The sequence below is a fragment of the Prevotella jejuni genome (assembly GCF_900187995.1).
Classification (GTDB): domain Bacteria; phylum Bacteroidota; class Bacteroidia; order Bacteroidales; family Bacteroidaceae; genus Prevotella; species Prevotella jejuni.
On record NZ_FZNZ01000001.1, the window covers coordinates 83,476 to 100,768 of the forward strand.

General features: G+C 43.7%; 7 protein-coding genes. 2 read left to right on the forward strand and 5 right to left on the reverse strand.

Annotated features, from left to right (window positions below; translation table 11 throughout):
• Window positions 1-192 precede the first annotated feature (192 nt).
• Window positions 193-5,325 carry a translocation/assembly module TamB domain-containing protein gene (locus CHB62_RS00320; protein ID WP_240616312.1) on the forward strand — a complete coding sequence of 1,711 codons (5,133 nt, stop codon included), beginning with the start codon at window positions 193-195 and terminating at the stop codon, window positions 5,323-5,325.
• Window positions 5,303-7,726 carry a translocation and assembly module lipoprotein TamL gene (gene tamL / locus CHB62_RS00325; protein ID WP_458693486.1) on the forward strand — a complete coding sequence of 808 codons (2,424 nt, stop codon included), beginning with the start codon at window positions 5,303-5,305 and terminating at the stop codon, window positions 7,724-7,726. The genes CHB62_RS00320 and tamL overlap by 23 nt, the downstream gene beginning before the upstream one ends.
• 759 nt (window positions 7,727-8,485) lie before the next feature.
• Here the strand turns inward: tamL and CHB62_RS00330 are convergent.
• From CHB62_RS00330 to CHB62_RS00350, 5 genes are all read right to left on the reverse strand, one after another.
• Window positions 8,486-8,971: a dihydrofolate reductase gene (locus CHB62_RS00330; RefSeq protein WP_089365203.1), complete on the reverse strand. Its 486-nt coding sequence runs from the start codon at window positions 8,969-8,971 to the stop codon at window positions 8,486-8,488.
• Window positions 8,972-9,167: 196 nt separating this feature from the next.
• On the reverse strand, window positions 9,168-9,962 hold the full coding sequence (locus tag CHB62_RS00335) for a thymidylate synthase (RefSeq protein ID WP_089365204.1): 795 nt from the start codon (window positions 9,960-9,962) through the stop codon (window positions 9,168-9,170).
• Window positions 9,963-10,032: 70 nt separating this feature from the next.
• Window positions 10,033-11,436 (reverse strand): methyltransferase RsmF C-terminal domain-like protein, encoded by a 1,404-nt coding sequence (locus CHB62_RS00340; protein WP_240616311.1) that lies wholly within the window; start codon window positions 11,434-11,436, stop codon window positions 10,033-10,035.
• A 114-nt stretch (window positions 11,437-11,550) separates the two neighbouring features.
• The gene (porE, locus tag CHB62_RS00345) at window positions 11,551-13,644 is read right to left on the reverse strand and encodes a PorE family type IX secretion system protein (protein ID WP_089365205.1); all 2,094 of its coding nucleotides are present in this window, start codon (window positions 13,642-13,644) and stop codon (window positions 11,551-11,553) included.
• A gap of 109 nt (window positions 13,645-13,753) precedes the next feature.
• On the reverse strand, window positions 13,754-16,462 hold the full coding sequence (locus tag CHB62_RS00350; protein WP_089365206.1) for an endonuclease MutS2: 2,709 nt from the start codon (window positions 16,460-16,462) through the stop codon (window positions 13,754-13,756).
• Between the last annotated feature and the right edge of the window lie 831 nt (window positions 16,463-17,293).

Consider the following 17,293-nt stretch of genomic DNA (forward strand, 5'->3'; position numbering starts at 1 on the left):
AGTAACTATCAAGAAGCAACTTATCAACGCACAATTAAAGTCTTAATGTTTTTTGTTTTTTTACGTATATAAAGTCTTATATCTCGTTTTTTTTGTTTTACTTTGCAGTTAATTGAATAAGTTTACTAACGTATTAGTCCCATAAACAAGGCTAAATTATCGAGAAAGCTATTAATGACTAACATATTTAACATGAAAAGAAGCTTGAAATGGCTGGTTGCGATAGTGTTTACACCAGTCATACTGTTTCTTATACTTGTTGCACTATTATATTGTCCACCAGTTCAGAATTGGGCTGCAAAGCGTGTGGCCACTTATGTTTCAGAAAAGACTGGGATGGATGTAAGCCTCGAACGAGTTAATCTCTCTTTTCCATTAGACCTTCAGTTAGAGGGGCTAAAGATGCTTCGTCCTAACGATTCTATTCCTAATAAGAAAGATACGGTAGCTGACATACATCGCTTGGTGGCAGATGTAAGTTTATTGCCTTTGCTTGAAAGTAAGGTAGAAGTCAACGAACTGACATTTACAAAACTGAAGACAAATACCGTTAACTTTATCGGTGACCTTCGTATTCGTGGCGATTTGCAGCGCTTACATCTCGTAAGTCATGGCATAAACCTCATTGGCGACTCTGTTCGCATCAATAAAGCCGATATTGAAGGAGGATGGGTAGACATTGCATTGGGCGATACTGTGCCCGAAGACCCACACAAGAAGAAGCCACTTTGGCGTATTAATATCGATAAACTCAACCTTGCTAAAACAGATATTCGCCTTCACATGCCAGGAGATACGATGAGTGTTCGTGCTAACTTCAACAAAGGTATGGTGAAGGGAGCCGAACTTCTTCTACATGACAACATCTATAAGGTAGCGAATGTAGATTGGCAAGGGGGCGATTTCAGCTATGATAAGAATTATGTACGGCATGCAAAGGCTGGCTTTGATGCCGCACATATAGCCATGGAGGACATCAATCTCGGTATAGACTCCTTCCTCTATGCTGCTCCAAAGATACGATTGCGTGTCCGAACAGCCAATATGAAGGAGAAAAGTGGACTGATAGTAAAGGATTTCCGTGGTCCTTTCTCTATGGATTCTACAAGTATCAATCTGCCTAATATGTATGTTCGCTTACCAGGAACAGAGCTGTCTGGGCGGTTCATGATGAACATGAACGCCTTTGCAGACAAGAATCCGGGACAGATATCAACTCAGTTAGATGGTTTCCTACGCTTAGATGACCTGCAGCCATTCCTTACCTCCGTACCAAAGAACATCTATCAAGCACTTCCTCATCAACGTATTATCGTAAAAGGACAGCTCGATGGCAATCTTCGTTCGGCTATATTCAAGCAACTTCAATTAGCTATGCCAGGTTACTTCGACCTTACCAGCACAGGATGGATAGCTGATATTATGTCTGGAGCGGGTCGACTTCGTAGTGACTTGAGACTGAAGGGAACAGCAAGTAACTTACGTTTTGTTTCTAAGTTATTGCCCCGTAATGTGCGCAAGATAATAGCCCTCCCACAGGGAGTTGGTATCAATGGTAATATCCATGTACGTAAAACGCTTTACACGGGTAACATCTTGCTGACACAAGGCGGTGGACGGATTCGACTGAATGGTGCATACAGTACGGCAACAGAACTTTATCGCCTTTCAGCAGACGCAACTTCATTCCCTGTACATCATTTCTTACCTAAGATGGGGTTGTCGGCTTTCTCTGGAACGATAAAGATGCAGGGGCGAGGGACAGACTTCTTGAGTCCGAAATCATCGACAAACCTCAGTCTGCGTGTTCGTAGTTTCAGATACGGTAAATATGTGCTTGACGGATTGAATGGTGATATCTCTAAGCATGGAGAGCTTCTTGCTGCTCATGTAAAGAGCACTAATAGGATGTTGGCGGGTGATTTTACGTATAAAGGTAAGGTCAATACGCGTCTCGTAGATGGTCATCTGCGAGGCTGGTTACGTCGTGTTGATTTGCATGCAATGGGTTTGATGGCGGATAGATACGTCGTGTCTGCATGGACAGATATAGACGTACGGTCGGACATGAAGAACAATCATCATGTAAGCGGTCCTCTTCGCTCATTCCGTCTCATGCAAGAAGGAAAGAAGAAGAGCCGACTTCTTGCTGCAGGTAACTTCAATGTACGTGCAGATGTACGGTCGGGTGCACTCGATACGCATTTGAAAGGCAATCTCTCTGAGGCTGATTTACAGGCCTTTGGGTTTGTAGATAAGCATTACATAACCTCTGCTGATGCGGATATTACGCTTCGTTCAGATATGAAGAAATACTATGCAGTAAGTGGAAATGTGGGTAACTTGTTGCTTAGCGAACATCGTAAGGGAAAACGAATACCATTGGTTGAAGGCAATTTCAACCTTGATGCTACAATGAGAGGCAGTCAGATTGAGGGTTCAATAAATGGTTCATTCCCACGTGTAGACCTTTATCAGTTGGGAGTCGTTGATAAAGCAATGTCAAGTAGCTTCTCGGCTAATACCTCGTTTGCCATGTCTGGCAAGGATGATATGAATGTTCGTGGATTGATAGGAAACCTTCATGTAACCGACCAGAACCGAACTTACGCTCCAGGGGATGTGGATATCGACCTTATGAGTCGTCGAGATACCATACATGCAGTGTTGAATGGAGGTGACTTCCGACTTAGTACAGCATTTAATAGTAGTGTTAATCAATTGACGGAAAGTGGGAAACGGATATACAAGATTGTACGTGAACAACTCGCTAACCGTCGTATAGACCAAGCTGCAATACTTCGTCATTTACCAACAGGGCACTTTACACTCCGTAGTGGGCGTGATAACTTATTCTCTAACTTGTTGGCACAAGAAGGATATGCCTTTAGTCAGGCGGATATTAATCTGACATCTTCACCAACAAAAGGTCTTGATGGAAAGATAAGTATTGACTCTTTGGTTTATAATGATATCCATTTGGATAGCATCAGAGCCGACCTCACCAGTATTGATGGGCAGTTGAACTATCTGTTATCAGTAAAGAACAATCCTTCCAACACCTACCCTTATCATGGATACCTGCAGGGTGCGCTCTATGAACACGGCTTACAAACACATGCAACAATCCTTGATAAGGATGGAAAGACAGGTTTCGACTTGGCTATGCAGGCTGCTATGAAACGCAGAGGAATAGAACTCTCAATCACTTCGCCTAAGTCTGTGTTAGGTTATAAGTCCTTTGCTGTCAATGACTCTAATTATATCTATATTGGACGTGACCGTCGTCTATCTGCTAATCTACGTTTGGAGGCGGCTGACGGAACGGGTATGCTCGTCTCTACTGAGGATGATGATACGGCCTCATTGCAGAATGTAACGCTGTCAATGAACCACTTTGAGTTGGGCAGTTTGTTTGCTGTATTACCCTTCGCACCGAAGTTGTCGGGTACTCTCGATGGTGATTACCACCTTGTACAGACGGAGAAAGAACTCACAATTTCAAGTGATATGACCATTAAACGGCTTATTTACGAGAATTGTCCTATGGGAGATGTAGGCACACAGTTCGTTTATATGCCTAAAGGGGACGGTACACACTATGTTGATGGTATTATAACTCAAGATGGAAATGAGGTCGGCATCCTCTCAGGAACCTATAAGAATGAGGGAGAAGGAGAGTTAGATGCAACCTTAGAGATGAACAAGTTCCCTTTAAATTACGTCAATGGCTTTGTTCCTGACCAAATTGTTGGCCTCGAAGGAGTAGGTGAAGGAACGTTGAAGGTAAAGGGTCCGTTGAATAAATTGGATGTTAATGGTGAGGTTTACCTTGACTCTTCCTACTTGGTGAGTGCTCCCTATGGTATAAAAATGCGTTTCGCAGATGATCCAGTACGGATTAAAGATAGCCACATAGAGTTCGAGAACTTCGAGATGATAGCTAATAACGGTTCTCCACTTGATATATCAGGGTACTTAGACTTCTCTAATCTTGATAAGATGATGCTTAATGCTGAATTAAAAGCTAAGGATTTCCAAGTGATAGATGCAAAGAAGAACGCTCGTTCACAGGTATATGGCAAGGCTTTCGTTGACTTTTCTGGTCAGATAAGTGGCTTATTAAATAACTTGCAGCTTACTGGTAAGCTCAATGTATTGGATAATACAGATGTGTCTTACATAGTGCAAGATGGCACGTTAGCGACCGATGACGAGTTAAACGACCTCGTTAAGTTCACTCATTTCAATGATTCAACGAAGCAGATCATCAAGCGTCCTGATATTACAGGGTTCAGTATGGCACTCGTAGTAGACATAGATGAGCAGGCACATGTGTTCTGTGCGCTAAGTCCTGACCAGTCTAATTATATCGACTTCGTGGGTGGTGGGAACCTTCTTCTTAACTATGACCCTACGAATGGAGTACAGGTTCGTGGTAGATATACGTTGAGTGATGGTCAAATGAAATATTCTCTCCCAGTGATACCACTCCGTACTTTTACGATAAAGAGCGGAAGTTATCTTGAGTTCACGGGTGATCCGATGAAGCCAACACTAAATATTACGGCGACAGAGAGCGTAAGGACAAATGTTACAAATAGTTCTGGAGGAGGAAGAATAGTTGATTTTGAATGTGGAGTGAGCCTGACTCGCCAATTCCCAAAGCCTGGAGTTGAGTTTATCATCACCGCTCCTGACGATCAAGAGATGCAGAATATTCTTAATACTAAGGGTGTTGAGGAACGTTCTAAACTTGCTGTGACGATGTTAGCATCGGGCATGTATTTCGATGGCGAGAACTCTACCAATCCTAATACAGCGATGAGTGGAGCATTAGCAAGCTTCTTGCAGACCCAAGTAAACTCTATCACAGGAAGGGCACTCAACTCTATGGGACTCGACTTAACAGCCAACATGGAGAGTGCAGCCGATGTGAATGGTAACTTACACACCGACTATACCTTCAAGTTCTCCAAGCGCTTGTGGAATAATCGACTACGAATCATTATGGGTGGACGTGTGTCAACGGGCGCACAGTTCTCTGAAGAGAATGGAGCCTACTTCGATAACTTCTCTCTCGAATACCGTCTTAATCAGAAGGAAACAAAGTATTTGAAGCTTTATTACGAACGTGAGGCATACGATTGGTTAGAAGGTAACTTGTCGGAGTTCGGTGTTGGCATCATGTGGAGGCGTAAGTTGAGTCACTTTAAGGATATTTTCCGCTCCAAGGACGATACGCCTTTGATTGTACCTAAGCAAGAGAAGCCTAAGAGAGATTCATTAATTAATTTCGTAAATGAGAAGAAACAGAATCAATAATAGTCTGACAAGCAGAAGAAAGGTTGCCAAAGTACTTTCTTTCATGGCTTTCTTTTCCCTACTTGTAGCCTGTAGTACGACCTCAGCAATCCCTGATGGTGAACACTTATACACGGGCATGGAGAAGACAAAATACAGTAACTATCAGCCTAACCAACACTTTAATGATGTGAAGGGTGAGTTAGATGTTGTCCTTGCTACTAAGCCAAATGCGTCGTGGATGGGCAGTCCCAGCGTGCGTTCTCCTTTCCCTGTTGGTCTGTGGATATGGAATGCTTTCTCACAGGATACGACCTCCTTCAGTCGATGGTTGGTTCGTGCGTTTGGCTCTACACCTGTGTTAATGAACTCAACAGCCCCCGACTTACATGTCACAGTTGGTGAGAACCTCTTACGCAAACGTGGTTATTTCAATGGGAAGATAACCTATGAGAAACTTGCACAGCGTAATCCTAAGAAGATGCGGTTGCAATATTCGGTTGATATGGGGCGTCTGTGGCTACTTGATAGCATTCGCTATGTTAACTTTCCACCCACGGCAGACAGCTTGATAAGGGCTAATCTCGATAAAGCAATCATTCATAAAGGGGATGCCTTTGATGTTTCGACACTCGAACAGGAGCGTAAACGCATCACAGACTTATTCCGTAACAATGGTTACTATTATTATCAGAATAACGATGCGAGCTATCTTGCCGACACAACTCTCACCTATGGCTTAGCTTCCATGCGTCTGCAGATGGCTGACTCAGTAAGTAATAGAGTCTTACGAAAGTGGGATATAGGTACAATCACTATCAATCTGCAGCGTCAATTCATGGATTCTCTTTCTCGACAGAGTAGGTTCCGTGATATTATCGTTAATTATAATGGATCGCACAAGCCTCTCCGTCTTCGCACAATAACCAATGACTTGAAGATATGGCCTGGTACTGTCTACAACAACGAACTGGTAGAAAAGACCCAGCAACAGCTTAACAGTAGTGGAGTATTTGCTGCAACGAACTTTGCTTTTACTCCTCGTGACACGACAGACACGTGTAGTATTCTGGATATGACCATTAATTGTGTCTTTGATAAGCCTTACGACTTTTACATTGAAGCCTACGGTAAGGGAAAGACCAGTGGTAGATATGGTCCTGAGGCGATTGTTGGTTTGACGAAACGAAATGTCTTTCGTGGTGGTGAGAAGTTCGACTTACGTTTACATGGTTCGTATGAATGGTCGGCAAGTAGCGATGATGACGGCAGAGATCGGCTCGGACTGAATAATTATGAGTATGGTGCAGAAGCCAGCCTACAGTTCCCTCGACTCGTCAACCCTTTTGCCACACCGCCAAGAAAGCGTTGGGCACGTGAAGAAAGGAAGATTGCTGCAGCTGCAGAAAAGGGACTTGTCTATGTTCCTAAGGTCCCTCGTACTTATTACACAACACCATCAACGACCCTCAAAGCCTCTGTTGATGTCTTAAACCGTGCTAAGTATTTTAAGCGGCATGTAGTGTCTGGGGAGTTGACCTACCAGTGGCAGCCAAACGAACGTAATAGTTATTCGTTCTCTCCATTGACGTTAACATACGAGTATATGCATAATGTGACCGATCGTTATCTTGAATTGATTGACAGTGTGCCATATCTTGAAGTCTCTTTGGCCGACCAGTTCATCCCTAAGATGCTCTTTCAATATACTTTCATGAGCCCAGCTCGCTATAAGAGTCCTATCAAGGTATGGACAACAGTTAGTGAAGCGTCAAACATCCTATCTGCTGGTTATGCTGCATTTGGCAGACATTGGAGTGAAAAAGACAAGAAACTGTTTAAGAACCCATTTGCTCAATTTGTCAAGATAGATGCCAATATGACGAAAGTATGGAGTCTGTCTGAGAAGAGCAGTGTTGCGGCTCACGTCAATGTTGGTACCTTGTGGGCATACGGAAACAGTCGTTTTGCACCTTATACAGAGCAGTTCTATGTTGGAGGAGCCAATAGTATTCGTGCTTTCAACGTCCGACAGATTGGACCAGGGCGTTATCGTTCTACGCAACGCCGTCGTTCATACGTCGAGCAGACGGGCGACATCAAGTTTCAATGCAATGTAGAGTATCGTCCTCATCTTGTGGGTTCACTCTATGGAGCCCTCTTCCTTGATGCAGGTAACGTCTGGACGATGCATTATGACGATGGTAGACCAGAGGGATACTTTAGATTCAAGAATGTTCTAAAGGAGATGGCGCTTGGTACAGGAGTCGGAATACGCTACGACCTTGGTTACTTCATGCTTCGTTTGGATTGGGGTGTCGGCTTACATGTACCTTATGAAACGGGCAAGACTGGCTTCTATAATATTTCAAAGTTCAAGGATGCACAGGCTTTCCACTTAGCCATTGGCTTACCATTCTAAGCTTACTTGAATATAGACTATCAGCCTCACTACTCTAATTAGTGAGGCTGAATTGTTTATTAGTTCTTTACTATACCTTATTATAATGCTTATAATAATTCTCCTTTGTAGTCTTGTAGTATCATGAAAAATTATTACATAGAGTGGAGTTGAACACGCTCTAAATAGGAGTAGAATATCTACTGTAATCAACTTTATAACCTACAAGTAGTCAGTCTGTTATAAACTACATTTGAGAACATGCCCTTCTTGCATCAAGAAGAGGCTCTTCTTGGGGTAAGAAGGGCATGTTCTTGAACGCAGAAGGGCGTCTTCTTTATACTTAAAGGGCATATACTCCTTCCGTGAAGGACGAAAAATATTGACGAATAGTAGGAGGGTTAAGGAATAGAAGAGGGTGGGATAGAGTTAAGACGACACCTTTCTCCCTCTATACATCTGTGTCTCTTGATTCATTGAATGTATCTTTCACTTACAAAGTAGCGTAGCGTTTTGTACACAGAGAATATCCCTCAGAGGGCTATTTAGATACATATTATCACAGACATGCCCACCATGATTAGCAAAAGTGATCGGTGTGTTTTATCGGTCGTAACGCTATTGATGGGTTCTTCTGTGTGCGAATAGGCATCTCTATCATCTATGACTCTGTAGGAGATGAACTATCCAACAACTTTTGCGGACATCTTTATAAGGGCAAGTTCATAAATCTTCTTGCCTATATAAGTGTTCTTACTCCATGTGTTAAAAGGGCTAAACCTATTTTCTTACATAATTTACAAAAGCGTATGCGGGGTTTTTGTCAGTTGCAGGACGTGACTCACGTGATTCAACAACCCATTTGCCATCGTTATACTCAGGGAAGAACACGTCAGCTTGTGGAGGTGTAGCAGCTATCTCAGTGAGGTAGAGACGGTCAGCAATAGCGAGTGCTTCCTTGTAAAGACTTGCTCCTCCAATGATGAAAGCTTGTTCTTCTGCACCGATATGGTTTAGTGCCTCTTCAAGTGAAGAGTAGACATCGCAGTTAGGGAAGTCTGTTTCTGTTCTGCTGAGAACAATGTTTCTGCGGTTAGGCAACGCACCTTTTGGGAGTGAATGGAAGGTTTTACGCCCCATGATAACGGTGTGTCCTGTTGTTAATTGCTTGAAACGCTTTAGGTCTTCACTAATGAAATAGACCATATCGTTCTGATATCCGATAGCACGATTGGCTGCTACTGCTGCGATGATGTTTATTTCCATAATGGTAATAAGTGTCCTTCTCCATTCCCTCTGAGGGAGGGGTAGTTGCGATAAGGCTATTTATCGTTGGTGAAGGATATGATGTTCTTGACTAATATAATTTATTATACTGAAAGGTGGAGAGCATAGCTTACTATCAAGTTCCAACTCTTTTTGTCTACATTCCCTCCTTTTCGGAGGTGTTATGAAATGTTTATTACACTGCAACCACTGCTGGGATATGTGGTAGTGGGTCGTAATCAGTCAGCTCGAAGTCCTCATACTTAAAGTCAAAGATGTCCTTTACATCAGGGTTAATCTTCATCTTTGGTAGCGGACGTGGCTCACGTGTCAGTTGGAGTTTAGCCTGTTCAAGATGATTGAGGTAGAGGTGTGTGTCCCCAGTCGTATGTATAAATTCCCCTGCTTCAAGTCCTGTTACCTGCGCCATCATCTGTAGAAGGAGAGCGTATGAGGCAATGTTAAAAGGTACACCGAGGAAGCTGTCGGCCGAACGCTGATAGAGTTGAAGGGATAGTCTACCGTCGGCAACATAGAACTGGAATAGACAGTGGCAGGGTGGAAGAGCCATATCGTCAACCTCAGCTGGGTTCCATGCAGTGACCAACATGCGCCTTGAGTTAGGATTACGCCGTATCATGTCTACTACATTCTTAATCTGATCGATCGTGCCACCCTTATAGTCAGGCCATGAACGCCACTGATGGCCATAGACAGGACCGAGCTCACCATTCTCGTCAGCCCATTCGTTCCAAATCCTTACACCATGTTCTTGGAGGTAGTGCACATTTGTGTCGCCACGTAAGAACCAGAGTAATTCATAGATAATACTCTTCAAATGAAGCTTCTTGGTTGTCAGCAGAGGAAAACCATCACGCAAGTCAAAGCGCATCTGATGCCCAAAGATGGACAAGGTTCCTGTTCCTGTTCTATCACCTTTCTGTGTTCCTTCTGTAAGGATACGGTTGAGGAGGTCTAAGTATTGTTGCATAATTTGTCTATTTAAGTCTGATATGTTGGGGAGTATATTGTTTTCAAGCGAAGTCTTGTTCTTTATTTCTTTAGATAAGTACCGATGGCTCGTCTGGGATATGTGTACTCTTTATGCGCCATTCTTGTGGGTAAAGGTTGTTAGCACGGTTCCCGAGGTTCTTTGCAAAGCCTATTGGATAGCCCTTATAAGTAAGGAGGACGATACCACGTGGAGCCTCCGTAGAGAGTGCGACAGCCTCATGGCGAAGATAGGCGATGGCTGTCTGGTAGTCAACTTCTACACGGTGATAAGCCGACTTGTCCGCAGAGACGGAGAGAGCCAACGTATGATCAGGGATAATGTTCTTACCCTTCAGTGTACCTTCTTTCACCCCATGCGAAAGGATGCGGAGGTGTTTGCGGGCATCTGTTAGTGTTTTATTGATGTTAAGCGTAGTCTCCTTTGTAAGTGCTTCATCCTCAACTCGTTTACGAATGATGGCCATGAAGATTCCTTCTCCACGTGTCTTGCCAGGGATGAAACGGTAGACAGGGAAGTCCCGACCGTCTTTAAGCGGGTTGCCGATGAGCGATCCCGTTATGTTCCATGCCTTTTCTGTAGGTAGAGAGAGGAGTTCAGCATCATACTCGGTGAGTATCCAAGCTATATTCTCTTCATCCTCATGTGCATTAAAGGTGCAAGTAGAATAAATAAGGAGCCCCCCCGGCTTCAGATTATCCCATATATCAGCAATGATACTACGCTGTAGTTGCCAGCAGTTCTCCACATTCTGTGGGCTCCACTCAGCTATTGACTGTGGGTCTTTACGGAACATACCTTCTCCAGAACAGGGCACATCGGCTATGATAACATCAAAGGCAAGCTTAGACTTCTGGTACTCTCGAGGATAGTTACTTGTGACGATAACATCCTCATGACCATACTTCTGAACATTCTCAGCCAATATCTGTGCTCGTTTTCCTATCGGTTCGTTAGAGAAAAGGATAGACCCTGCGGGCAAGGAAGCGCGTGCGCAGGTTGTTTTTCCACCTGGTGCAGCACAGAGATCGAGTGCTATAACAGGCTGTTTCACGTAGTATTGCAACGCATGAGATAGAAACATTGATGACGCTTCTTGCACATAATAGACCCCAGCATGGAGTAGTGGGTCGAACGTAAAGTTAGGTCTTGTTCCCAACCAATAGCCTTCCTTACACCAAGGGATTGGTTGAGGGTGAAGCTGTGGATTAACTTTATGCGTATTTTCAGCCAACTTAAAAGGATTAAGACGGATACTGACAGGAGGCGTGTCTTCCAACCCTTTGAGGAATGTTTGGTACAGGCTATCACCAAAGAGACTGCGGGTGTAATCCGTAAAGGCGGAAGGAAGAGTTATTGTTCTCCTTTCTATAGCTTCTCCTTCTTGCTCTTCTTGAGAAGAGATACAGGTAGAAGGTGATACTTTGGTAGGTTGGGTCTTATCTTTTATCATATTATCATGTGCAATAACAAGCTGTTATGAGCTTTTAGAGGAGTAATGCCAAGTTAGCAAATCAGCTGGTAGACAGATGGAATTTGTGGTAGACAGTCTCCTTCTTAGGATTGGCTAAGGGATATCAATGAGTATTGTCCCATCATCATCGAGGTTCTCCTTCTTCTTTGTCTTGGGCTGTTGCTTAAGGTTTCCCTTCTCATCAAACATGCCATACGTGGTGCGAAGGACCGTAAACTCAGTCCGACGGTTCAACTGATTGGCTATTTCTTGCTTTTCCTTATCGAGCTTCTTGATGAAAGCCTCGGTTAGTACGTCGTTTTCCTTTAGCCATGTGTATTTCTCAGTGAGCTTCTTACGAATCTTCTTAGGCCGCTCCTTGCCATATCCCACAGGTGTTAGGCGGTCGCGAGCAATGCCATGAGCAGTGAGATAAGCCACTACTGCGTCTGCACGTCGCTGTGAAAGACGTTTGTTATAAGCATCAGAACCGAGGTAGTCGGTGTGTGCTGAGAGTTCAATAGTTACGTTTGGATTCTCCTTAAGAAGGTTGACAAGCGTGTTTAATGCCGTTTCCGATTCTGGTCGGAGTGTCGCTTTATCGAAGTCATAGAAGATGTTGTCTATCAGTACAGGTACGTTGATGCCTGCTAAAGGGAATTGAAGCGTATGCACCTCAGATGCTTCTGTATTACCGACCTTTATCTCCTCTTTATGATTTAAGTGTCCATTGCAAGTTGCAAGGAAGATATAATTGACGCCAGGGTGCACCTCCTGTTCAAAAGAACCATCTCCTTTGACAGCCAACTTCTTGTTGGTTCCATCATCACCGACCATGAACACCTGTGCAGCAGGCAGTTCATAACCATCCATTTCATAGACCCATCCCTTCACAGTCTGTATGATTTCAGGTAGTTCAAAACTGTAGATATGGTCCCAACCACGCCCATCATTGCGGTTTGAAGAGAAGAAACCACGGTTATGAATGCCCTCGAAGGTCATGCCAAAGTCGTCACCTTGCGAGTTAAGAGGATATCCTGGATGTTCTAAGTGATAATGATGATCATTGCCAACCTTAGCTATAAAGATGTCAAGACCACCCAATCCACCATGTCCATTACTTGAGAAATAAAGGTCGCCATTAGGTCGGAACGTAGGGAACTCCTCATCTTCTGGAGTATTGATAGGCTCCCCAAGGTTCTCAACTCCTCCTGTTGTACCCCCTGTCAGACGTACCCTCCAGATGTCAAGACCACCTTTTCCACCAGGCATATCACTTGTGAAATAGAGCCAGTTACCGTCTGGTGAGACTGCAGGATGGGCAAAGCTTGATAGGGTATCACGGCTAATCTCCAACTTAGTAGCCTTTCCCCACGCCGCATCAGAGCGATTACTTACTGCTATTTGGGCATAACGAGGATTGCTGGGGTCGGTCAGACACTGTGTGATATACATCTCCCTACCATCTACAGAGAACGCAGGAGTACCCTCATCTGCCTCTGTGTTCAATGCAGACTCTATCGCTCTTGGTGCACTCCATTTACCTTTATCATCCTTCTCACTAAGGAAGATGTCCCCAGCCTTTGCACCAGTAATACCGCTCAAGTCGTCACCTTTGGCTTCATTTCGTGTTGAAGTAAAGTAAAGCTGGTCGTATTTATCACCGAAGAGCATGGGTGAGTAGTCCTGTCGACGTGAGTTAAAGACGTCCATACGCTTAACTATATACTTCGAGCCACGCTCCTTCATGCCCGCAGCTAATGATGCTGCTTGCAGCGATTGAGCAATGACTTGATTGTTAGGCATCGAATCCAATGCAATTTGATATTCCTTAACAGCCTCCGTGTAGCTGCCTTCCTTCATCAGATTATCAGCCAGACTTTTATGTGTCTCACCATTATCTTGTTTATATCGGATGGCATTTCTATAGGCAGCAATGGCCCGTTGAGAGGATGCGATACGGCTGTAACAATCGGCCATCTTCAATGACAACTCTCCACGTTGGCGTCTATCCTTAGGGGATGTACGCTGATAAGCGGTTTTGAATTGGGTTGCAGCGTCATAATACTCGCCCAAGGAAAGGTGCTTATCACCTTTCTTTATATTTCTATCTACACCGCATGACATCAGCATCAACGTAGCACAGCCTACTAACAGAAGCCTCTGTCTTTGTTTGCGGAGTATGTGTAAAAGCCTTAGGTAGTTCATATTAATATATTAACGCTTGCCTTCTCAATTTATTGCCTATATCTTTTATCTATCAAATAATAAAGCATTCAACTCGTGAACCCGTCAACCTGTTTCCTTGTCAACCGCCTTATAGTTCTACAACCGTAATCCCTGCGCCACCAAACTGTACATGTTCGTCACGATAGTTAGTGACATTAGGAACACTGCCAAGGTACTGTCGGATTAATTGACGTAGTATTCCATTCCCTTTCCCATGGAGGATACGCACCTGACTTGCGCCAACCAAGATAGCATCATCTATAAAGTGTTGCACCTGATTCAGTGCTTCGTCAGCCCTCATACCACGTACATCTAACTCTTGACGGAACTGGTTACGATGCTTGTCAATCGTCTCACGTGTCTCACGACTGTAGTTATAGGCTTGGAACTGTTGCTGTTCAGACTGAATGGTAGCCGCATCAACATGTTCCAAACGACTAACAGCCATCTTCGTCCTCATACCTCCAAAGATGACAGTCGCCTGTTTTCCTTCAATAGACTCCACCTTTCCAACACTCGTAAGTCCCTTTATACGCACTGAATCTCCAGCCATAATGACTCCTCCACCTTGCTGTTTACGCACGGCGTTCTTCAATGCTTCGGCAGCAGCTTGTTGCTTACCAGCTTTCTCTTTCAGGTGCTGTTCGTGGCGTTCCTTGCGACTTTTAATCTTATCAACCTTCTTTTGAAAGTCGTCATCAGATAGTAGTCCGCTGCTTTTCAGCTTCTTTCTGTTAGACGTATCGGCCTTATCTACTTTTTCAGCGTTCGTCAGTCCAGCTTCGTATGCAGCCAGTTCTTGACGGATTCGCTTGGTCTCCTCTTTCTCAGCCTGCTTCTCTCTGATTTCACGGATAGCATTTTCTATCCGCCGATTACTCTCCTTGATAATCTCTTCTGCCTGTGTCTTGGCACGGTTAAGAATCTCTTTACGACTCTTTTCGAGCGCAGCTATATCCTTTTCATATTGACTGATACGTTTCTCTAACTCCTTCTCATGGCTATGAATCGTCTGTCGTTTGTTCTCCCAATAACGCTTGTCTCGAACAATATCCTGTAAGTACTTGTCACTCTGAATATAATCAGAACCAACAATCTCAGCCGCATCACGGATTACTTCCTCAGGTATTCCGGTCTTACGAGCAATCTCAATAGCAAACGAACTACCGGGCCTTCCGATGGCTAACTGAAAGAGTGGGCGCATCTCATGACGGTCGTATAGCATCGCACCATTGGCTGTTCCGGGGTGATCCTCCGCAAAATGCTTAAGGTTCTGATAGTGAGTTGTAATCACAGCCCAGGCATGTTTCTTCCAAAATTGGCGTAAAACAGACTCTGCTATGGCTCCGCCTATCTGTGGTTCGGTACCTGTTCCAAACTCATCAATGAGTATTAGCGTTCGGTCTGACGCACGACGCATCATCATCTTCATATTCATCAAGTGAGAAGAATAGGTACTAAGGTCATTCTCTATACTTTGTTCATCACCGATGTCAATCATTATATCCGTAAAGATACCCGTTGTTGAACGGTCGCCAACAGGGATAGAAAGACCGCATTGAAGCATGTACTGAAGTAGACCCACCGTCTTCAAGCATACAGACTTACCACCTGCATTCGGACCAGAGATAATCAGTAGGTGCTTATCTTTGGTGAGTTGAATATCAAGGGGGACAACACTTGAAGGTAAGTTACGGGTCTCGTTCTCCTCTTCTAATAGTGTTTCATCATCTTGCGAATTAACGTCTTCATTAGAAACTTTATCTGTTTCGCTACTTCTCACTGGTAACGAAGCATTTAACTTATCATGATGCTTCCTTTCTAACGACAGTTGGAGTAGGGGATGAATAGCTCTTATCCAATCAATGTGAGGCGTCTCTGCCACCTGAGGTTCATAGCTTTTGAAGAGTCGAGCAAGCTCGGCTTTCGCACGAATGAAGTCGATTGTGGCCATAAGATGATAGGAATCGAGAATCTCACGTACGTTTGGACGCACCTTTTTAGCAAAGTCTGTGAGGATACGAATTATCTCTCTTCGCTCCTCATTCTCAAGTTCTCGTATCTTGTTATTGGCTTCCACGACCTCGGTAGGCTCGATATAAACCGTTCTACCAGTTGCGCTCTCATCATGAACAATACCCGAAATCTTACGTTTCAGGCCTGGTGCGACTGGAATAACCAGTCTTCCGTCACGCAGCGTAGGCGTGACATCCTTCTCAACCAGTCCTTCTCCTTGTGCAGCACGTAGTATTCCGTATAGTGTTCGTGATATACTCCCTTCGAGATGGGCAAGTTCACGACGTATTTGGAGTAGTTCGGGTGAGGCGTTATCACGCATCTTACCAAACTTATCGATAATCTGTGAGATACGTTGTACAAGTAGTGGGAAGGTTGCTACACCATCTGCAAGGTTGTAGAGAGCAGGGTAGTAGTGACGTATTTCGCCTTGTTCAGTGTCTTCTCCACGGCTCAGAAAGTTGACAATAGCGATGATTGTCTCTAAAGAACGCTTCAGATCGAAGAGCTCATCCACCTCCATGTGAGTTCCTTCCAAGCGTATTCGCGCAACACTCTCACGTACATCAAAGAAATTATCTAAGGGGAAGTCGTCTTGTCCCTCTTGTATTCTACGAAACTCTCTAATCTCTTCCATCCAGGTGTTCACCTGAGTAGCGTCAGTAGAAAAGGCCATTGCGTCAACTTGTTCCTTACCTAAAGGCGATAAGCAACGTGCTCGCAGGAGTGAACGCACCTCTGTGAAGCCTATCTTTTGTTCAAAGTTTTTGGGATATATCATTGTTTTCTCTTCTCTAATTGTTATTTGTAGGCCTTTATGTCAGTATTGTTCTCGATGACAAACGACTATGCCAACAATCTTTGTCTACCAATAGTAAGAACCTACCTATTGACTTGCAAATTTACTAAATGTTTCTGTAATATGGGTAGTATAAGCACAGAACCTTTTGAGTCAATTTGATTATTAGACTGCAAAGGGCTACAATTCGCATCATTGGTATTGTCGCTTAAATCGTTGATAGTCTTGTTTTCTGATAAACATGTTCTCTTTTTAAGTTGGTCATTAGTGGCTTTTTCTTCTCTTTATCACGGCAATCATAAGGCTTATTTGGCTTTTCGGTTGATGTTCCAGATATTCCTTTTATATCTTAGAGACCATTTCTTTATGAGAGAAGGTCGAACACTACTATACTTGTCAGTATCTCTAAAGAGGAGATAATGGTTGATGTTCGATACATCAGGATAATTAGTAAGGCTATGAAAAATCATTACATAAAATTGGATTGAACGTCCTGTATATTTGAGTATATAATCCCTTGAAAACAAGTTTATAACTTTCAATAAATCAGGATATTATAAGTAGCGTTGAAGAACATGCTCTTCTTGCTCCAAGAAGGGCGTCTTCTACATGCAAGAAGGGCATGTTCTTGAAGGTTGTTAGGCCTTTTCTTGATCCTTAAAGGGCGTGTACTACTTCCATGAAGGGCGAAAAATATTGACGAATTATCATTGGTCTAATGAGCAAAAGAGGGTGGAGAGAGTTAAGACTGCACCCTTTCACCTCTCTAAGTCTGTATCTCACGACTCGTAGACAGTCTCTTTTTCTCACAGA